Annotated in this window: 17 protein-coding genes and 3 pseudogenes; 10 read left to right on the top strand and 10 right to left on the bottom strand. The window is 71.9% G+C overall.

Annotation, left to right across the window (positions count from 1 at the left end; all coding sequences use genetic code 11):
- Positions 1 to 26: 26 nt before the first annotated feature.
- From pcaH to ABD355_RS12455, 5 genes are all read left to right on the top strand, one after another.
- Positions 27 to 800 (top strand): protocatechuate 3,4-dioxygenase subunit beta, encoded by a 774-nt coding sequence (pcaH, locus tag ABD355_RS12475; RefSeq protein ID WP_344400277.1) that lies wholly within the window; start codon positions 27 to 29, stop codon positions 798 to 800.
- 6 nt (positions 801 to 806) lie between these two features.
- The gene (gene pcaG, locus ABD355_RS12470) at positions 807 to 1,412 is read left to right on the top strand and encodes a protocatechuate 3,4-dioxygenase subunit alpha (RefSeq protein ID WP_344400276.1); all 606 of its coding nucleotides are present in this window, start codon (positions 807 to 809) and stop codon (positions 1,410 to 1,412) included.
- Entirely contained in the window at positions 1,409 to 2,743 is a 1,335-nt protein-coding gene (gene pcaB / locus ABD355_RS12465; protein WP_344400275.1) for a 3-carboxy-cis,cis-muconate cycloisomerase, read from the top strand. Before pcaG ends, pcaB begins: the two co-directional genes overlap by 4 nt.
- On the top strand, positions 2,740 to 3,861 hold the full coding sequence (gene pcaDC / locus ABD355_RS12460; RefSeq protein WP_344400273.1) for a bifunctional 3-oxoadipate enol-lactonase/4-carboxymuconolactone decarboxylase PcaDC: 1,122 nt from the start codon (positions 2,740 to 2,742) through the stop codon (positions 3,859 to 3,861). The genes pcaB and pcaDC overlap by 4 nt, the downstream gene beginning before the upstream one ends.
- A gap of 87 nt (positions 3,862 to 3,948) precedes the next feature.
- On the top strand, positions 3,949 to 4,740 hold the full coding sequence (locus ABD355_RS12455) for an SDR family NAD(P)-dependent oxidoreductase (RefSeq protein WP_344400272.1): 792 nt from the start codon (positions 3,949 to 3,951) through the stop codon (positions 4,738 to 4,740).
- Between the two features lie 48 nt (positions 4,741 to 4,788).
- On the opposite strand, the gene ABD355_RS12450 is transcribed toward ABD355_RS12455, so the two are convergent.
- Positions 4,789 to 7,473, bottom strand: coding sequence for an ATP-binding protein (locus ABD355_RS12450; RefSeq protein ID WP_344400271.1), 2,685 nt, complete (start codon positions 7,471 to 7,473; stop codon positions 4,789 to 4,791).
- A gap of 387 nt (positions 7,474 to 7,860) precedes the next feature.
- Here ABD355_RS12450 and ABD355_RS44670 point away from each other — a divergent pair.
- Both ABD355_RS44670 and ABD355_RS44665 read left to right on the top strand, forming a co-directional pair.
- Positions 7,861 to 8,136 (top strand): annotated as a pseudogene (locus ABD355_RS44670) (anhydro-N-acetylmuramic acid kinase); the annotation flags it as partial.
- 82 nt (positions 8,137 to 8,218) lie between these two features.
- Positions 8,219 to 8,410 (top strand): annotated as a pseudogene (locus tag ABD355_RS44665) (anhydro-N-acetylmuramic acid kinase); the annotation flags it as partial.
- A 93-nt stretch (positions 8,411 to 8,503) separates the two neighbouring features.
- Here ABD355_RS44665 and ABD355_RS12440 read toward each other — a convergent pair.
- Positions 8,504 to 8,617: pseudogene (locus ABD355_RS12440) on the bottom strand (anhydro-N-acetylmuramic acid kinase); the annotation flags it as partial.
- A gap of 159 nt (positions 8,618 to 8,776) precedes the next feature.
- Here ABD355_RS12440 and ABD355_RS12435 point away from each other — a divergent pair.
- Positions 8,777 to 9,805: a DUF2510 domain-containing protein gene (locus ABD355_RS12435; protein WP_344401192.1), complete on the top strand. Its 1,029-nt coding sequence runs from the start codon at positions 8,777 to 8,779 to the stop codon at positions 9,803 to 9,805.
- Positions 9,806 to 9,950: 145 nt separating this feature from the next.
- On the opposite strand, the gene ABD355_RS12430 is transcribed toward ABD355_RS12435, so the two are convergent.
- Complete coding sequence (locus ABD355_RS12430; protein WP_344400270.1) at positions 9,951 to 10,565, bottom strand: TetR/AcrR family transcriptional regulator; 615 nt, start codon at positions 10,563 to 10,565, stop codon at positions 9,951 to 9,953.
- A 230-nt stretch (positions 10,566 to 10,795) separates the two neighbouring features.
- On the opposite strand from ABD355_RS12430, the gene ABD355_RS12425 reads away from it, so the two are divergent.
- Positions 10,796 to 11,599: a phosphatase PAP2 family protein gene (locus ABD355_RS12425; protein ID WP_344400269.1), complete on the top strand. Its 804-nt coding sequence runs from the start codon at positions 10,796 to 10,798 to the stop codon at positions 11,597 to 11,599.
- Positions 11,596 to 12,543 carry a DMT family protein gene (locus ABD355_RS12420; RefSeq protein WP_344400267.1) on the top strand — a complete coding sequence of 316 codons (948 nt, stop codon included), beginning with the start codon at positions 11,596 to 11,598 and terminating at the stop codon, positions 12,541 to 12,543. Before ABD355_RS12425 ends, ABD355_RS12420 begins: the two co-directional genes overlap by 4 nt.
- A gap of 44 nt (positions 12,544 to 12,587) precedes the next feature.
- Here ABD355_RS12420 and ABD355_RS12415 read toward each other — a convergent pair whose 3' ends face one another.
- The 7 genes from ABD355_RS12415 to ABD355_RS12385 all read right to left on the bottom strand — a co-directional run bounded on the left by ABD355_RS12415 (position 12,588) and on the right by ABD355_RS12385 (position 18,139).
- The gene (locus ABD355_RS12415) at positions 12,588 to 13,418 is read right to left on the bottom strand and encodes an LURP-one-related family protein (RefSeq protein WP_344400266.1); all 831 of its coding nucleotides are present in this window, start codon (positions 13,416 to 13,418) and stop codon (positions 12,588 to 12,590) included.
- Between the two features lie 77 nt (positions 13,419 to 13,495).
- Positions 13,496 to 15,553, bottom strand: coding sequence for a phosphocholine-specific phospholipase C (locus ABD355_RS12410; protein ID WP_344400265.1), 2,058 nt, complete (start codon positions 15,551 to 15,553; stop codon positions 13,496 to 13,498).
- Between the two features lie 216 nt (positions 15,554 to 15,769).
- Entirely contained in the window at positions 15,770 to 16,648 is an 879-nt protein-coding gene (locus ABD355_RS12405; protein WP_344400264.1) for a polysaccharide deacetylase family protein, read from the bottom strand.
- Positions 16,649 to 16,984: 336 nt separating this feature from the next.
- On the bottom strand, positions 16,985 to 17,149 hold the full coding sequence (locus ABD355_RS12400; RefSeq protein ID WP_344400263.1) for a hypothetical protein: 165 nt from the start codon (positions 17,147 to 17,149) through the stop codon (positions 16,985 to 16,987).
- 231 nt (positions 17,150 to 17,380) lie between these two features.
- On the bottom strand, positions 17,381 to 17,740 hold the full coding sequence (locus ABD355_RS12395) for a cupin domain-containing protein (RefSeq protein WP_344400262.1): 360 nt from the start codon (positions 17,738 to 17,740) through the stop codon (positions 17,381 to 17,383).
- Between the two features lie 11 nt (positions 17,741 to 17,751).
- On the bottom strand, positions 17,752 to 17,901 hold the full coding sequence (locus ABD355_RS12390; RefSeq protein WP_344400261.1) for a hypothetical protein: 150 nt from the start codon (positions 17,899 to 17,901) through the stop codon (positions 17,752 to 17,754).
- A gap of 115 nt (positions 17,902 to 18,016) precedes the next feature.
- Entirely contained in the window at positions 18,017 to 18,139 is a 123-nt protein-coding gene (locus ABD355_RS12385; RefSeq protein ID WP_344400260.1) for a hypothetical protein, read from the bottom strand.
- Positions 18,140 to 18,378: the final 239 nt, after the last annotated feature.

Here is an 18,378-nt window from a genome sequence, read left to right as displayed (position 1 = left end):
AACACCCAGGAAGCCCCAGGGACCCCATGACTCTCACCCAGCACGACATCGACCAGGAGATCGCGGCCGAGCACGCCGCGTACGAGAAGCGGATCGCCGACGGGGCGCCCGTGGAGCACCAGCCGCGACGCGACTACGCGCCGTACCGCTCGTCCGTCCTGCGGCACCCCAAGCAGCCGCCGATCACCATCGACGTGACGAAGGACCCGGAGCTGGTGGAGCTCTCCTCCCCCGCCTTCGGCGAGCGCGACATCACTGAGATCGACAACGACCTCACCCGGCAGCACACCGGCGAACCGATCGGGGAGCGCATCACCGTCTCCGGACGGCTGCTCGACCGCGACGGGCGTCCGATCCGCGGTCAGCTCATCGAGATCTGGCAGGCCAACTCGGCCGGCCGCTACGCCCACCAGCGCGAGCAGCACGATGCCCCGCTGGACCCGAACTTCACCGGCGTCGGCCGCACGCTGACCGACGACGACGGGCACTACCACTTCACCACCGTGCAGCCGGGCCCCTACCCGTGGCGTCAGCACCTCAACGCCTGGCGGCCCGCGCACATCCACTTCTCGCTCTTCGGCACGGCGTTCACCCAGCGGCTCGTGACGCAGATGTACTTCCCGAGCGACCCGCTGTTCCCGTACGACCCGATCATCCAGTCGGTGACCGACGACGCGGCCCGGCAGCGGCTGGTCGCCACGTACGACCACAACCTGTCCGTGCCGGAGTTCTCGATGGGCTACCACTGGGACATCGTGCTCGACGGGCCGCACGCCACCTGGATCGAAGAAGGGCGCTGAGCTGCCATGACGAAGATCGACACGAGCCGCCCGGAGACCGTCCTCCCGACCCCCTCGCACACGGTCGGCCCCTTCTACGGCCATGCCCTGCCCTTCCCCGGCGGCGGTGACATCGCCCCGGTCGGCCACCCGGACACGATCACCGTCCAGGGGTACATCTACGACGGAGCGGGCAACCCGCTGCCGGACGCCTTCGTGGAGCTGTGGGGCGCCGACCCCGACGGCAACATCCCGCAGGTCGACGGTTCGATCCGGCGCGACCCGGCGAGCGGCGGCTATCTGGGCCGCAACGGCGTGGAGTTCACCGGCTGGGGACGCATCCAGACGGATGCCAACGGCCACTGGTACGCGCGGACGCTGCGGCCCGGTCCGCGCGGGCAAAGTGCGCCGTACCTCAGTGTGTGCGTGTTCGCGCGCGGGCTGCTGGTGCACCTGTTCACCCGGATCTATCTGCCCGGTGACGAGGCAGTGCTCGCCGCGGACCCGGTGCTGTCCCGGGTGCCTCAGGCACGACGCGGCACGCTGATCGCGACGGACGACGGCAAGGGCACATACCGTTTCGACATCCGCCTTCAGGGCGAAGGCGAGACGGTCTTCCTGGAGTTCCAGTGACATCTGCCGGCTTCGACGACAGCGGCCTGCTCGCTCCCGGGTGGGCAGGCTCCCCCGCCGCCTCGGCGACCGGTGACAGGGCCTTTCTGCAGGCCCTGCTCGACGCCGAGGCCGCCCTGGCCCGGGCCCAGTCCGCTCTCGGCCTCGCACCCTCGCAGGCGGCGGCCGCGGTGACCGAGGCGGCCGTCGCCGCTCGTTTCGACGTACGCTCCCTCGCCGAGCGCGCCCGCGCGGGCGGCAACCCGGTCATCCCCCTGGTCGCCGACCTGACGAAGGCGGTCGGCGAGGAGTACGGGCCCTATGTCCACCGCGGCGCGACCAGCCAGGACATCATGGACACGGCGACGATGCTGGTCGCCGTGCGCACCCTGGACCTGGTCCTCGCCGACCTCGGCCGCACCGAAGCGGCGCTGGCGCGGCTGGCCGCCGACCACCGTGACACCGCGATGCCGGGACGGACGCTCACCCAGCACGCCGTACCGACGACCTTCGGGCTGAAGGCGGCCGGCTGGCGTTCGCTCACCCTCGACGCACGGGACCGCATCAAGGCCGTACGGGACTCACTGCCCGCCCAACTCGGCGGCGCAGCAGGGACATTGGCGGCCTTCACCGTGTACGGCGCCCAGGACACGCAGGCCCTGACGGCGGCGTACGCCCACGAACTCGGGCTCCGCGAACCGCTCCTGCCCTGGCACACCCTGCGCACGCCGATCGCCGACCTCGCCGGCTGCCTGGCCTTCGCGGCCGGGGCGCTGGGCAAGACGGCCGCGGACGTACTGACGCTCGGCCGTACCGAGGTCGCCGAGGTGGCGGAGGGCAGCGGCGGCGGCTCGTCGGCCATGCCGCACAAGGCGAACCCCGTGCGGTCCACGCTGATCGCGGCCGCGGCCCGGCGGGCTCCGCAGCTCGCGGCCACCCTGTACGGATCGCTGGCCGCCGAGGACGAGCGTCCGGCCGGGGCCTGGCACGCCGAGTGGGAACCGCTCCGGGATCTGCTGCGGCTGGTCGGCGGTGCCGCCCGGGACGCCGCAGAACTGGCCGAAGACCTGCGCGTGCACACGGACGCCATGCGTGAACACCTGGACCTGACCCATGGGTTGATCGTCTCGGAGCGGCTGTCCGCGGAGCTGGCCCCGGTGCTCGGCCGCGCCCGCGCCAAGACCCTGCTCACGGAGCTGGCGAAGCGCACCTACAGCGAGGGGCGGCCGTTGGCCGAACTGCTCGCCGAAGAGCCGCAGTTGAAGGAAGTCAGCGTCGCCGAGCTCACCGATCCCGCCCGCTACACCGGCTCCGCCGGAGCCCTCACCGACCGTGCCCTGGAGCGACGTTGACCGAGAAACTCCTCAACCACCGTGCCGAGGGGCCCGCTTCCGCTCCGCCGCTGCTGCTCGGGCCCTCGCTCGGGACCTCATACGCGCTGTGGGACAAGGTGGCACCCGAGCTGTCCATCACCCACCGCGTGATCCGCTGGGACCTGCCGGGGCACGGCGGGTCGGCGCCCGGTCTGATCGGCCCCGGCGCGACCGTCGGTGACCTCGCCGATCTGGTGCTCGCGCTCGCCGACTCGCTGGGCATCGAACGGTTCGCGTACGCGGGGGTGTCGCTCGGCGGTGCCGTCGGACTGCATCTCGGCCTGCACCACCCCGAGCGGGTGTCCTCCCTGGCCGTGATCTGCTCCTCGGCGCACTTCGACGGCGCGGGGCCGTGGCAGGAGCGGGCCGAGCTGGTGCGGCGCGAGGGGCTGGGCTCGCTGGTGGCGAGTGCCGACGCGCGCTGGTTCACGCCCGGCTTCACCGTGCCGGAACTGGTGCGGGACCAGGCGGAGGCCGACCCCGAGGCGTACGCCGCCTGCTGTGACGCGCTGGCCGCCTTCGATCTGCGGGAACGGCTCCCGGAGATCTCCGTGCGCACGCTGCTGATCGCCGGGCGCGAGGACAGGGCGACGCCGCCGCCGCATCTGCGGGAGATCGCGGACGCCGTGCCCGGCGCCACGCTGGTTGAGCTTCCGCACGCCGCGCATCTGGCGCCCGCGCAGTGCCCGGAAGCCGTGCTGACCGCCCTCAGGACCCACCTCGGCGGCGGTGCCAAGCGGGGCATGGAGGTACGGCGGGAGGTGCTCGGCGATGCGCACGTGGACCGGGCGCAGGCCCGGCAGACGCCCTTCACCGCCCGCTTCCAGGACTTCATCTCGCGCTACGCCTGGGGCGAGATCTGGACCGACCCGACGCTCAGCCGCCGCGAGCGCAGCATGATCACACTGACGGCGCTGGTGGCACACGGGCACTACGACGAGCTGGCCATGCATGTCCGGGCGGCCCGACGCAACGGGCTCACCCCCGAGGAGATCGCCGCCGTACTGCTGCAGACGGCCGTGTACTGCGGGGTCCCCGCGGCGAACTCGGCGTTCGCGGCGGCCCAGCGGGTGCTGGCCGAGGAGGACGGCCTCTGAGGCTGACCGGCCGCTGAGGGTGACCCCGCTGGTAGTACCTCCAGCAGCCTCTCGCACATGCCTGCACCGCGTGCCTACGGTGGAGGCATGTCCACCATCCTGATCACCGGCGCCACCTCCGGCCTCGGCCGCTACGTCGCCTTCGAGCTGGTCCGCTCGGGGCACGTCGTGCTCGCGCACGGCCGCGATCCGGGCCGCACGGAGCGGCTGGTCGAGGAGCTGCGCGCCGAGGGCGACGCGGAAGGCTTCGTCGCCGACCTCGCCTCACTGACGCAGGTGCGCGAGCTGGGCGCCCACGTCGCCGACGCCCGCCCCGACCTCGACGTCCTGATCAACAACGCGGGGGTGGGAGCGGGCGCGCCCGGCGCCGGGCGGGAGCTGAGCGCCGACGGCCACGAACTGCGCCTCGCCGTGAACTACTTGGCACCGGTCGTACTGACCCGCGCCCTGCTCCCGGTACTGCGCGCGAACACACCCGCCCGGATCGTCAACGTCGGCTCGGTCGGCCAGGACCCCCTCGACTTCGACGACATCGAATTCAGACGCCGGTACGACGGCTTCGCCGCCTACCGCCGCGCCAAGTTCGCCCTCGCGGCGCACACCTTCGCCCTGGCCGAGGAGCTGGCGGACACCGGCGTCTCGGTCAACGTCCTCCACCCGGCCACCTTCATGGACACTGCCATGGTCCGCGAGGGCGGAGTCACCCCCTGGAACACGGTCGCGGACGGCGCTCCCGGCGTACTGGCCCTGGCGACCCAGGACCTTGGCACAGGCGGCTACTTCGACGGCACGACCCCGTCGAGGGCGCACGAGTCGACGTACGACCGAGAGGTGCAGAAGCGTCTGTCGACGGTCACCGACCAACTGCTGGCGCTGTGAGCCGCCCAGGGGCGCGGGGCCGCCGCACAGCCTTGCGCCCCGAGCTCTTCAGCCCACGCCGAGCCCGCTCTCCAGCGCCGCCCGAGCCTGCGCCACCAAGCCGTCCGCCCCACACGAACGAGCCAACGCCAACCCCCGGTTCAGCTCGGTGACGGACCTCGCGGCGATCCCGTACTCGACCCGCGCGGCCGCATGTTCGTACTGGCAAGGTGACGCCTCCAGATAGGCCACGGCCTGCGCGGCCAGGCGAACCGCCCGCTGCCCGGTCTCCAGCGCGGCAGCGCACCTGAGCGCCTCCCCGATGGCGGTGTCCGTACCGAAGCGCTCGGCCCGCCGCCGGGCATCCGTGGCCAGTTGCGCGGCCCGGGCCGGGTCCTTCTTGGCGAGGGCCCGGGCCAGGTCGAACGCCCAGGGGATGACCAGGGGGTTGTGGTGGCCGCGTGCAGCCGCGGCCTTCTCGGCCTCCTCCAGTTCGTTGATGCCGTCCTGGGTGCGGCCGACGGCGAGCAGCAGCCGACCGCGCACGGAGCGCGGGTCCAGCATCACCATGGGGGACGGGTAGGGCGGCGCGAAACCGCACTGGTCGGCGATCGCCCAGGCCTCGTCGACATGGCCACGGGCGAGCAGGACGTCGATGAGATTGCTGGCGGCGCACCAGTACAGGGGCAGTCCGCGGCCGACGCGCTCGGCGAGGCGCAGCGCCTCGCGCAGGGACGCCTCCGCCTCCCTGAGCCGACCGCGCCTGCGGTGTCCGAGGCCGATGTGGGCATGAGCGAGGGAGAGATGACCGCCGCTCCAGCCGGCCGACTCGTACGTGCGCACGGCCTCGTTGTAGAAGCTCTCGGCGCGGTCGAGACGGTCGGTGTAGGCGTAGGAGTTGGCGAGCATCACCAGCAGTTCGATGCCCCACTCGGTGTCGGTCCAGCCGAGTCCCGGTGCGAGGCGGCCGTTGACGAGGGCGCGGTCGCACACCTCGACGACCTCCTCGGCGTTCTCGCCCTGGATCAGGGCGTCGAAGCCGCGCAGCATCAGCAGGACGCGCTCGGAGTTGTTGCGGCCGGTGCAGGTGCGGGCCAGGTCGGCAAGCCGCTGGGAGCGTCCCGGCGAGTTCGACTCTCCGGAGTAGATGCCCTCCCACATGTACTGCACAGCCTGCAGCCGCATCTTCGCGGGCCCCTCCGGGTGCCGGGCCGCCTCCGCCTCGACCGTGCGGACGGCCTCCTCCATCTGGTCGTTGTGGAGGAGGGCCTGGGAGAGGCGGAAGACGGCGTCGACGCGCTCGTCGCCGTCGAGGCCGGGCATGCCGAGCGCGGACTGCAGATGGTCGATCGTGGTTGCGGGGGCGGTGAGGAGGGTGGCGCAGCCGAGTTCGTAGAGCACGCGCGCGTGGACCTCGGGAAGGGGCGGTTCCAGCAGGGCGCGCTCCAGGCAGCGGCGGGCCGCGTCGGGGGCGCCGACGGCGAGGTGTTCGCGGGCCGCCTCGCGCAGCTGCTCGACGAGTTCCTCGTCGTCGTCCGGGTGCACCTGGAGGAGGTGCCGGGAGGCCATGGCGGCGCCGCGTCCGGACTCGGTGACGACCTGGGCGGCGATGCCGTGCATGGCGGTGCGCAGGGCGTCCGGGATGGAGTTGTAGACGGCGGTGGCGATCAGCGGGTGCACGAACTCCAGGTCCCCGTCGTCGGCCTGGGCGCTCGCCGGGTCGGGTTCGGTGAGGATGCGGGCGTCCTGGAGCAGTTCGGCGCAGCGCAGTGCCTCGTCGTGGTCCATGGTGGCGAGCTCGGCGACCAGGCCGACGGAGATGCCGTTGCCGAGGATGGCGGCCGCCCAGGCGAAGCGGGTGGCGTCGATGCCGAGTTCCTCGAGGCGGGCGACGAGGCCGCCGCCGCGGGCCGAGCGATTGAGGGCGCGCAGTTCGCCGGCCGCACTCTCGGTCGGCTCCAGTTCGCTGTCCTGGACCTTGGCGAGGAGTTCCACGGTCTCGTAGGGGTTGCCGCCGGTGACGGCCCAGACCTCGCGGCAGAACGGGGCGTCGGCGTGCGCGCCGAGGGTGGCGCGGGTGAGGCCCGCCGTGGCGTCCGGGGTGAGGGCGTTCAGATCGGCGTCGGGTTGGCCCGAGGCGGCGGCGATCGCATCGAGGTGGCGGGCGCTCTCGCCGCTGACCTCGCCGGGCCGGCGGGCCACGACGACCAGGACGGACAGGTCGTCGAGGCGTTCGGCGAACGCGGCGAGCCAGCGCAGCGTCTCCTGGTCGGCCCAGTGCGCGTCGTCGATCAGCAGGACCAGCGGCCAGTCCCGGCGGGCCAGCCGGCGCACCCCGGCGACCAGGCCGTCGCAGACACCCTGCGGGTCGGGCTGGCGTTCACCCGGTTCCGTGATGCCGAGGGCGGGGCCCGCGATGTCGTACCAGTCGCCGAGGTATTCGCGGGCTTCTTCCGGCATGAGGGACACCAGTGCGGGCTGCAGCAACTGGCGCACCACATTGAAGGGAACGGATCTGAGGGTCTCGCCGCCGCGGGTCGACCACACCGTGCAGTTGCGCTGCTCCGCGATGCGGCGGATCTCGGCCAGCAGGGCGGTCTTGCCGAGGCCGGCCTCGCCCCGGACCATCAGCAGGCTGCCCGAGGACGAACGGTCGGCGCACAGCGTGTCGAGAGCCTGCTTGACGGCGGTGATCTCCTCGTCGCGCTCCCACAGGGAGGCCGAGGCGGCCTCCATGGGCCGGACCTCCGTCATCCCGCTACCTCCCCAAGTCGCCCGAACGACGTACAGACATCGAGCGTAGCCGTCGGATCGCGGAAGTGGAGGGGGGTCCGGGCAGCTGTTGCCGTGATGGGTGACAGCGGGTGCGGGCAGGCGACGCATGAAGCCTGTCATCTGCCTGTCTGAAGGTAACCGACAGTCAAAAAGCGCTGAGATGACGCTGTTTTCCGGACAACGCCGGGCCGTGCGGCAGTCGTCTGCGGTACGGGCCCTGGCTGCCGGGTCGGTGGGCAACTTCGTCGAGTGGTACGAGTTCGGTGTCCACGGCACGCTGGTCGGGACGTATGCGTCGTCGCCGTACGGTGAGCGCCCCCACACTGGCCAAGGCACCGAAACGGCAGGCGGGGTTGAACGGATGCGGTGGAGAGGACCCACGCGGGCGAAGGAGGTGCAGGACGCGCCCGCAGCCGCGCTGACCGTGAACTGTGCGGCGGGCAGACCGAGTTGGTGGGCTCGCACGGGCAGACCGTCCACCACTGGGCGGACGGCGGCAAGGTGCACGGCACGCTGCAGCTCGGGCAGCCCGCCTGGATCGCCGAGGCGACCGGGCTGCCGGTGGTGGCCGACTTCCGGCCGCGGGCCATCGCCGCGGGCGGCCAGGGCGCACCCCTGGTCGGCCTGGTCGACCTGCTGTGGCCGCGTGGCCTCCCGGGCACCCCCGTCGCCCTCGACCTCGGCGGCATCGCCCACCTCACCGCCCCCGACGGCACGGCCTTCCATGGCCTACGACGTCGACGGCGCGCCGGCCGCCCGCGGCGCCGTCCACGAACCGCTGCTGCGGCGGCTGCCGGAGGAGCCGTACTACGCACTGCCCGCACCCAGGACGACCGGCAAGGAACTGTTCCACCTCGGCTGTCTGCGGGACGCACTGGCCGGGTTCGGGACGCTCCGGGCCGAGGAGGTCGTCGCCACGCTGACCATGCTCACGGCACGGACGGTCGCGGACGCCGTGCTCGCCCTGGGCGCCACCGAGGTGATCTCACCGCGACGCGTACGCCTCCTTCGCGTCCGACGCGTCCGAGGCCAGCCCCAGCTCGTCGGAGGCGCGCAGCGGAATCCCCGGCACCCGCTGCCCCAGCATCCCCATGAGCACTGGATTGCGGACCCCGCCGCCCGAGGGCCGGGGCCCGGCATGCGGGCGTGCTGGGTTCGATCCACCCGGCCGGGACGGGCTGCGGCTGCCGCCGCCGGGCGCGCGGGCGTCGAAACGGCTGCTGGGGGCCTGAAGCCGGAATCCTCTCATCCCGCTTTCACCGAGGCCTCATACGGTGGGGGCATGACGCAGGTGACTCCTCCCGGGTGGTATCCCGACCCCGGGCAGACAAGTGAGGCTCCCGCCACCGAGCGCTGGTGGGACGGCAAGGCATGGACGGACCGGACCCGCCCCGCGGGGTCGGCCGCCGTATGGGGTCCCCCGGCGCAGACGCCGACGGCCGGGCCGGATCCCGCGAGCCCCGTCCCTCCGGCGGCCCCGGCCTATGCGGCATACCCCGACTATCCGGTCTGGCCCGCCCAGCCCCCGGCCGCTCCGCGGCGCGGTCTGCGCACCGGCATCGCCGTCGGGGCGGCCGTGGTCGTCCTCGCGTGCATCGGTGTGGGTGTGTATGCGCTGGCCGGCAACGACGGTTCGGGCGGCAACGTCAACTCGCAGCAGGGGCCGGGCGGAGGTCAGGGCGGTCCGGGCGGCGGCACCGGCGGGTCCGGTGGCTCGGGCGGTTCGGGCGGTTCGGGCGGGAACCAGTCGCCCGGCCCCGGTCAGTCCGAGGCTCCGAAGATCAAGAGCGGTTCGGTGTCCGACCCGATCAGCGGGATCAGCCTGCCCATCCCGGCCGACTGGTACGGCCAGCAGCTCCCGGCGGGCGCTTCGATCACGTCGAACGATTCCTACAAGTGCCCCGGGGACACCTCGCAGACCTGCACCAAGGGCGGCGCGTTCTCGGCGCCGGCCGCGCTCCTCAAGACCGCCGGCAGCACGGCCGAGGAGGTCGCGAAGGCCGACATCGAGGCCAACGCCGAGCAGTCCTACGGCGGCAAGACCTACGGCTCGATCACCTCGCACAAGGTGCTCGACTCCAGGGCGGTCACCGTGGCCGGGCAGCAGGGTTACCTGGTCCGCTGGGAGGCGATCACCAGCAAGGGCTCCGACGGCTATGTCGAGTCGCTGGCCTTCCCCTCCCCCGCGAACCCGTCGCAGATCGTCGTGGTCCGCTTCGGCGTGGACGTCGCCGAGAAGCAGTCGGTCATCGACGACATCACCAAGGGCATCAAGGTGTCGACCGGCGGCGGCAACGGCCAGACGGTGTGAACCGCCCCGGACACCGATCGGCCGGGTGGGGCGCCCCTCCGCTCAAGAGGAGCCCCACCCGGCCGTGGGTGCGCGCCGCCCCCGTCCCCACGGTGCGGCGCGAGCAGGTCACCGTCCAGTCATCCCACGGACGGCGACCTGATTCTCAGGTCAGACCCAGTGCCGGCAGCACCGCGGCCTCCACGAAGCGGACCAGGTAGTCGGGGTCGGCGTACTCGCCGTCCACGACGGGGCGGGCGCGTACGACGCCGAACATCTGCGCCGGGATGTACTCCAGCGCCGGATGGCCGGCGGTGATCTCGCCGCGCTCGACCCCGCGCCTCAGCATCTCCTTCAGCGCGGCGATCTCCGGGTCGACGAGCGCCTCCCGCAGCGCCTTGGCGAGGTCGGCGTCCTGGGTGACGGCGTGCCCGAGGGCCTGCAGCAGCTTGGTGTCGTTCTGCGACCAGCGGCCCACGGCCCGCGCGGCCTCGCGCAGGTCGTCCGCGAGCGATCCGGTGTCGATGCCCTCGAAGCGGGCCTTGCGGCGGGAACGCAGGGCGGCCACCACGAACTGGGGCTTGGTCTTCCACTGCCGGTACAGCGTGGACTTGCTGCAGCGCGTACTGGCGGCGATCCCCTCCATGGTGACGGCTTCGTATCCGCATTCGCGGATCTGCTCGAGGACGGCGTCGAAGAACTCCTGCTCACGCTCACGCGTGATCTTGGAGCGGCGCGAGGCGGCGACCGTCTGCGGTCCCTCCGCGGCCTGCGACGTCATCTGCTCTTCTCCCTCACTTCGCGTGCCGAGCTTTACGCGTGCCTTATTCCCGGCTTCCAGTGTGTCGTACCTCAATCGATACGCCAGTGTACCGGAACGCTCGCGTATCGGTACACTGCCGTATCGGAACGCTTTCGTTTCGGCACGCAAGCGTACCGATGAGTTCGGGCTCCGGCCCGGGTCTCACCACGCACCAGCACACGCACCACCGTCAGCGAAGGGGCCGGGGGATGAATGCCCGCACCGAGCCTGCAGAAGGAGAGACCGGCGCGATAGCGCGGCCTCCGGTCGTCCGTGAGTTCCTGCTCGTCGCAGGGCTCTTCCTCGTCTACAAGCTCGGCCGCCGGCTGGCGGCCGGCCACACCGGCGAAGCACTGCGCAACGCGCACCGCGTGTGGGACCTGGAACGGACGCTCCATCTGCCCGGCGAGGGTTCGGTGCAGTCCGTACTGCTGCACAGCGACACCCTGGTGCACCTCGCGAACACCTACTACGCGACCGTCCACTTCCCGGCCACCGCGGGCTTCCTGATCTGGCTCTACCTGCGGCGCCCCGCACACTATGTGTGGGCCCGCCGGGTCCTGGCCACCCTCACCTCCGCGGCCCTGGTGCTGCCCTTCCTGTTCCCGCTCGCGCCCCCGCGGATGCCGGCCGCCACGGGCCTCGTCGACACGGCGCACGTGTACGGGCCGTCCGTCTACGGCCCGCCCTCCTCGGACCACCTCTCCAACCAGTTCGCGGCGATGCCGTCACTGCACTTCGGCTGGGCCCTGATGGTCGCGATCGGCCTGATCGCGGCGACCCGGTCCCGCTGGCGCTGGCTGTGGCTGCTGCATCCGCTGGTGACACTGCTCGTCATCGTGGGGACGGCGAACCACTACTGGCTCGACGCCATCGTCGCGACTGCCATGCTCGGCGCCGCGCTCGCGCTGGTCCACCGGCCGCACCGCATGGTCACCACGGCCGGGCGCGGCGGCGAGAGGCTCGCCGCACCCGTCGCCGACGACCACGTCCTCGTAGGAGCGGGCCGATGACCGCCACACTCGTCGCCGTCGCCCTGTCGCTGGTCTCCGCCGTCGCCTATGCGGCCGCCGCCGTGGCCCAGGAGCGGCTCGCCTCCCGCAGCTCAGGCACCGGCATGCTGCGACTGCTGGGCACGGGCGCCTGGTGGGCGTCGGTCGGGCTCAACGCCGGCGCGGCGCTGCTGCATGTCGTGGCCCTCAAATACGGCCCCCTCACCGTGGTCCAGCCGCTCGGCGCACTCACTCTGGTCGCCGCGGTGCCGATGGGGGCGCGGGCGGCCGGGCGGCGAGTCAGCCCGACCGAGTGGCGGGGCACCGCGCTGACGCTGGCGGGGCTGGCCGCGCTGCTGGTCACCGCGTCCGGTTCGGCGCCCGAGCAGGTGCTGAGCCTGACCGAGGCGCTGGCGGTGGCGGGGACCACGGCCGCGCTGATCGGGCTGCTGTCGCGGCCGGGAGCCCGGCCGGGCCTGCGGCACGCCACGGCGTCCGGGTTCGCCTCGGGCGTCGCGTCGGCGCTCACACAGACCGTGACGGTGGCGGCGACCGACCGGTCCGGTTCCGCGCTGAGCCTCCAGGTCGTCCTGGTGGCGGTACTGGTGGCCGCCTTCGCGGTCGGCGGCCTGCTGCTCTCCCAGACGGCCTACCGGGGCGGACTCGGCGCCCCCCTCGCCATGGTGACGCTCTCCAACCCGGTGGCAGCCTCGCTGATCGGCCTCACCCTGCTCGGCCAGGGCCTCCGCGGCGGCCCGGAGGGCATCCTCCTCGCCCTCGCAGGCGCGGCGGTGGCGTCCCGGGGCGTCGTGCTCCTGACCAGGGCGACATCTGCTCCGGTCACGTCGGACGACGAGGACCACCCGGTGGCCGCGGTCCTGGCTCTACGACCGGAAACGGCAACCCCCGAACCGTCGTTGGTACCCCGTCAGCCCGCCGGGCCGGGACACCTGACCCCGCTCTGAGCGCCCCGTAAGGTGCGCGCGGCGGCCGACAACCCCTCGCGCCACTACCCCAACCCGCGAGAGTCCTGCTTGAGGGCCGTATCCACGGTCAACGCCGTCGCCACCACAAGACTCAACAACGGCTCGGGCAGCTGGTAATGAATCTGCAGCACATAGTTGTCCGCGGTCGTGAACATCGTCTTGGCCAGACCTTCCCAGGTCTTGGTGATCCGCGCGACCTCGTTCTCCGCATGGTCGACGATCGCGAAGTTCCACGCCCGCCAGTTCTCCGCCTTGATCGCCCCGACCTGCTGCCCGTCCGCGTTCATCGCGAAGTTGATCTTCCCGATCATGTTCTGCTGAACGATCTCACCGACGGGCGAACCGTCCGGACGAGACACCAGCACCCGGGACTTGAACACCTTGGCGGGCCGCGTCAGTACCAGCTGCGGCCGGCCGTGGGCATCCCGGATCTCCAGCCGGTGGGTCATGAACTGGTCGAGACTGGAGACGAAGCGCGCCACCTTCTTCAGCGTGCTCTGCCCGACCTCCGTCACCGAGCCGATCTGGTGGCCGTTCTGATCCATGACCTTGTACTCGTTGGTCAGCTCGATCAGCTTGGCCTTCTGGTTGACCACCAGGACCGGCTCGGTGAACAGGCTGCCGCCGCCGGGACCGCCCGCGGAGACCCCGGCCTGCTGCTGCACCTGACGCTGCACACGCGGGTCCGGCCCGGCGGCCTGCTGCGGGACCTGCTGGGCGGCCTGGGCCTGTTGGGCGCCCTGGTCCGGGCTGGTGTGCTGGGTCCACTGGGCGCCGTCCCAGTAACGGAGCGTCTGGGGCGCTCCGTGCGGATCCGGGTACCAGCCTGCAGGAGTGTTCGAATGCGTGGTCACCGGGGCACACTACCCCGGGCCCACCGGCCCCTGGCCAGTACCCGCGAACCGCTGTTCGGCAGCCTTCACCCGACAGTTCACCCGGTGATGATCGCCGGGTCGCTCACCCCCGGCCGCCCGTTCTCCACGTGTCCCGCGAACCGCCGCAGGAACTGGGCGTCGGCCTCGGAGGTGACGGTGAGGTCGTACCAGCGCCGGCTCGCGGCGAGGTCGACCGTGTGCTTCACCGTGGCTCCGGGCCGCACCGTGAAGGTCCGGGGCTTGCAGCCGTATCCACCCGTCAGCTTCAGACGGACCGTGCCGGAGCCCTTGTTGGTGAAGGTCAGCTGGATGTCGTCGCCGCTGTGGCGGGCGGTGACCTCGGGCCCTGCCACCTTGTTCGGCCCCTTGAAGACGCGCAGGAAGCCGTTCGGGCCGTGCACGGCCAGGTCGTACGAGCCGTTGGAGTACGCCGAGTTCCAGGCGTCCGAGACGGTCTTGCCGGCCTCGGTGGTGTAGCTCCAGGGCCCGTCGGTGCGGTTGCCGGAGGTCACCAGGAAGGCGGCGCCCGCCTTCGCTCCGGAGGCGAAGGTCAGAGTGAACTTCCCGGAGGCCGTGTCCACCGAACCGTCCACGTGCGGGGCGTACTTGAGGGGGCGCGCCGGGCGCAGGCCGCGCTCCTGCTTGGGCAGGACCGGGTTCGCGGGCGGGGTCGGCACATAGTCGGGGTGGCGGTTGTGGTCCGGCGGCCGGTAGCCGTCGGTGCCCGGCAGGGCGACCGGCTTGGTGTCGGTGCGGGAGAAGTCGAACGCGGAGGTCAGGTCGCCGCAGATCGCCCGCCGCCAGGGCGAGACGTTCGGCTCGTGCACGCCGAATCGACGCTCCATGAACCGGATGATCGACGTGTGGTCCATCGTCTCGGAGCAGACGTAGCCGCCCTTGCTCCAGGGCGAGACGACGATCATCGGCACCCGCTGGCCGAGCCCGTACGGGCCGGCGGGGTGGCCGGCGTCGCCCTTGAACAGGTCCGGGCCGACGTCGACCGTCGACTTGCCCTGCGCCGCGGAGCCCGGAGCGAACGGCGGGACGAGGTGGTCGAAGAAGCCGTCGTTCTCGTCGTACGTGATGAACAGGGCCGTCTTCGCCCACACCTGCGGGTCGGAGGTGAGCGCGTCGAGGACCTGGGCGACGTACCAGGCGCCGTAGTTGGCGGGCCAGTTGGGGTGCTCGGTGAAGGCCTCTGGGGCGACGATCCAGGATATCTGCGGCAGCTTGCCGCCCTTCACGTCGGTCTTGAGCCGGTCGAAGAAGCCCTCGCCCCTGCGGGCGTCGGTGCCGGTGCGGGCCTTCTCGTAGAGCGGGCTGCCGGGCTGGGCGTTCTGGTACTGCTTGAAGTAGAGCAGCGAGTTGTCGCCGTAGTTGCCGCGGTAGGCGTCCTGGATCCAGCCCCAGCCGCCGTTCGCGTCGAGTCCGTCGCCGACGTCCTGGTAGATCTTCCAGGAGACGCCGGCCTTCTCCAGGCGCTCGGGGTAGGTGGTCCAGCTGTAGCCGGCCTCGTCGTTGCCGAGGACCGGGCCGCCGCCCTGGCCGTCGTTGCCCGTGTAACCGGTCCACATGTAGTAGCGGTTCGGGTCGGTCGAGCCGATGAACGAGCAGTGGTAGGCGTCGCAGATGGTGAAGGAGTCGGCGAGCGCGTAGTGGAACGGGATGTCCTCGCGGGTCAGGTACGCCATCGTCGTGGAGCCCTTGGAGGGCACCCACTTGTCGTACTTGCCCCCGTTGAAGGCGGCATGTCCGTCGTTCCAGCCGTGCGGGAGGTCCTGGATGAAGGCGAGGCCCAGGTCGTCGGCGTCCGGGTGGAAGGGCAGGATGTCCTTGCCGTTCGCGTCCGCCTGGTACCAGACCGGCTTCGCGTCCTGGCGGGTCACCACGGGGCGCGGGTCGCCGTAGCCGCGGACGCCTCTGAGGGTGCCGAAGTAGTGGTCGAAGGAACGGTTCTCCTGCATCAGGACGACGATGTGCTCGACGTCCTCGATGGATCCCGTGCGGTGGTTCGCGGGCAGCGCGGCGGCGCGCTGGATGCTGTTCGACAGGGCGCTGAAGGCGGTGGTCGCGCCCGCGAGTTGCAGGAATCGGCGCCGATTGACTTCGGGCATGGGTTGAGTGCCTCTCATCCTGGTGCGGACGGCCGGAACATGACGGATTGCGCGCGGTGCGAGTGTTCCAAGAGCACCAAACGTCAGGGAAGGGTCCGGTGGCACCCATGTGAAAGTCGTCGGTACGGGAGGTGTACCGCGGCGCCTGTGCCATCCGAGCAATGCGACCAGGCCGCGAACTCGCCGAGCAGCAGGGCCGGGACGCGGCCCGTGTGCTCAGTGCAGCGCGTCCGACAGTCGTACGAATGTATGGCCGGAGGCCAGCAGCCGGGGCACTGCGGCGGTGATACCCGCGGCCGTACCGCCCTCCGGGTGGTTCATGTGGCAGATGACGACGGAGCCTGCAGGCGCGGACGCCACCGTCGTACGGACCTGCTCAGGGGTGAAGGTGGCCCCTCCGTCGCCGTTGACCGAGAAGCCGGCGAACCGCTCGCCCATGGCGGTGACGATCCTGGCCGCGACGTCGTCGCAGTACGCGGTGCCGGAGCGGAAGAAACGCGGCGGGTGGCCCAGCAGACGGGTGAGCTTCGCCCGGTTGCCGGCGATCTCCTCGTAGACCTCGGCTGCGTCGCGGGTGCCGGGGATGCCGTAGGCGGAGCGGCCGGTCACGGAGAGGGGGAGGTGGCGGGTGCCGTGGTTGGCGATCTCGAAGAGCGGCTCGGCGGCCAGTCGGCGGAAGACGGCCGGGTTGGCCTCGATCCAGCGGGAGTTGATGAACAGCGTCGCCGGAATCTCCCGCCTGCGCAGGAAGTCGATCAGGACATGGTCGTAGCCGCTGCCGCCCCGGCCGCCGCAAGCGTCGAAGGTCAGCGCGATGCCCCGATGACCGGCGGGGAGCCGGTGCACGACACCGGGCCCGTCGAAGCCCCAGGTGTGCGGCACGGCGTGACCGTAGCGGGCGACGATCTCGGCGCGGGTCGCCGTGGCCGGCCGGGCCGGCCCGGCCACGGCCGAGGGCGAGGGACCAGCGGAGGAGGGAGCGGAGGAGGAGGCAGCCACAGCCGGTTCCGCCTTGGACGGCCCCTTCTGCGCCGTGCAGCCCGCCAGAGCTCCCCCGGCCAGGGCCGCCAGCACCATACGTCGACTCGTACTCATCCACTCCCACCCGTCCGGACGCACCGCGGCAATGCTAGGCAGCGCACACTCGCCGCCCCTCACAAACCGGACAAGCGTTGCCCAAGAATCCTTTGCTGATGATTTGCCCTGCCCCACCGAACCCGGGGCGACTCCGGGGAGCAAGCCCATGGAGTTCAGGTGCAGTCGGCGGCGGCTCCTGGCGGCGTGGCCTTCGGTCGGTTACGAGGGCACGGTCCCGCTCGGGAGGCCGTCCACCGGAGTGCACTCGGGCCCCGGTCGCCCGCGCGCTGCGCACCGACGGGCCCCTGTAGCCCGCCTCTCCGCCGAACGGGGAGCCGGGCCGCCGCCGTCCGGCTACTGCGGGAGCTGCTGGCTGCTGCCCGCCGACAAGTGTGTCGCCGAACGCATCCGGCACTCGTCGGCCGCACCCGGCCATGGGCGATGACCGCCGAGCTGGAACGGCTGCAGACGCTTTCCGGGGCGGTCGGGTTCGCCCGGCGTCACGGCGTGCTGCGCCATGCGGACCTGGTCGTGCTGGGCCGGCCGGACGCTGCGGGAGAGGCCGCCGGCCGCGCTCTGCGGACGTACCGGACTGCGGATCGTCGGTGTTTCCGGTGGCAAACCGTTCGCCGAGCGCCGGGCGTTGACCTCGGTGACACGTCACATTGCTGGGGGCAGGGCGCCAGTTCGTCGTCTGCTGCCGGCGGACCGGCACGGTACCGGCCCGCTGACGGGCCTCGGTGGTGCGTTTCAGACCGCGTAGCCGGGCACCGACGGCCAGCGGACCGTCAGCACCACCGATTCCTCCTCGGCGAACCAGGAGTGCTCGACTCCGCGCCCCCACACCACATAGTCACCCTGCCGTGCCAGGAGGACGCTGCGGCCGGGGAGTTCGACGCGGAAGCGGCCGCTGACGAGGACCAGGAGAGCGGTCCGCTCCTCGCCCCTCACCCACTCCGCCCGCTCGTCGCCGGGCGGATGGACACCCCATTTGATCTCCACGTCCGTACTGTGGCGAGGGTCGCCGGCGTCCTTGAAGTGCCCGAGCAGCCAGCCCCGGTCGAGTGCCGCGTCCTCGCCGGCGTTCCCCACGTACACGTTGTCGCTCACGCACCCGGACGCTAGCAGCAGGAGGCGGGCGTGGTGGGTGCGGCGGCTGCTGCCAACGCGGCCCGCTGCGAGGCAAGTTCGCCCGCACCCGCTGCCGCCGTACCGTCCGTCATCGCCAGGGACGCGGTCCCGTCCGGCACGTCCACGGCCGTCAGATCCACGCGCTGTGACCTCCGTCGACTCGGACGGCGTCGAGTCCGCTGATGTACCGGGAGCCGCGGCGGCGAGCGCGCGTGGGGCGCTGTGGCTGCGTAGAGCCGTAGGGGGCTTGCGGGATCAGGCCGTCAGGGCGTCGATGAGGGCCTGGGTGACGTCCTCGGTGGAAGCGGTGCCGCCGACGTCGCGGGTCAGGATGCCCGCGGCCACATGTGTCCCGGCGCAGGCGGCGAGGCGTTGCACGCACCGAAAGTGCGCTCGAACATCAGGCGGGGGTTGTTGGAGGATGGGCCGGCCGGCCACCTCGACGAGTGCCTTGGGGAGACGGTTGGTCCAGGGCCGCAGGCACGCCGGCCCGGCCACCGGCGAGGATCACGACCTGACGGACCAGCACGGGCGCAGCCTGCCCCGCCCGGACTCGCGGACTCCCTCTTCAAGCGCTACCACAGCGGCAGCGGCTCCACCGGTCTCGGCCTGTCCAT

The sequence above is a fragment of the Streptomyces longisporus genome (assembly GCF_039532765.1).
GTDB classification, from domain to species: Bacteria; Actinomycetota; Actinomycetes; order Streptomycetales; family Streptomycetaceae; genus Streptomyces; species Streptomyces longisporus.
This window is presented reverse-complemented; position numbering and strand designations above follow the sequence as displayed.

Coding starts and splice junctions, on each gene's coding strand:
- ABD355_RS12455 (WP_344400272.1), top strand. CDS start 3,949: ATGTCCACCATCCTGATCACCGGCGCCACCTCCGGCCTCGGCCGCTAC.
- ABD355_RS12420 (WP_344400267.1), top strand. CDS start 11,596: ATGACCGCCACACTCGTCGCCGTCGCCCTGTCGCTGGTCTCCGCCGTC.
- ABD355_RS12430 (WP_344400270.1), bottom strand. CDS start 10,565: ATGACGTCGCAGGCCGCGGAGGGACCGCAGACGGTCGCCGCCTCGCGC.
- ABD355_RS12410 (WP_344400265.1), bottom strand. CDS start 15,553: ATGCCCGAAGTCAATCGGCGCCGATTCCTGCAACTCGCGGGCGCGACC.
- ABD355_RS12400 (WP_344400263.1), bottom strand. CDS start 17,149: ATGGCGCAGCACGCCGTGACGCCGGGCGAACCCGACCGCCCCGGAAAG.
- ABD355_RS12425 (WP_344400269.1), top strand. CDS start 10,796: ATGAATGCCCGCACCGAGCCTGCAGAAGGAGAGACCGGCGCGATAGCG.
- ABD355_RS12450 (WP_344400271.1), bottom strand. CDS start 7,473: ATGACGGAGGTCCGGCCCATGGAGGCCGCCTCGGCCTCCCTGTGGGAG.
- pcaH (WP_344400277.1), top strand. CDS start 27: ATGACTCTCACCCAGCACGACATCGACCAGGAGATCGCGGCCGAGCAC.
- pcaG (WP_344400276.1), top strand. CDS start 807: ATGACGAAGATCGACACGAGCCGCCCGGAGACCGTCCTCCCGACCCCC.
- ABD355_RS12435 (WP_344401192.1), top strand. CDS start 8,777: ATGACGCAGGTGACTCCTCCCGGGTGGTATCCCGACCCCGGGCAGACA.
- ABD355_RS12405 (WP_344400264.1), bottom strand. CDS start 16,648: ATGAGTACGAGTCGACGTATGGTGCTGGCGGCCCTGGCCGGGGGAGCT.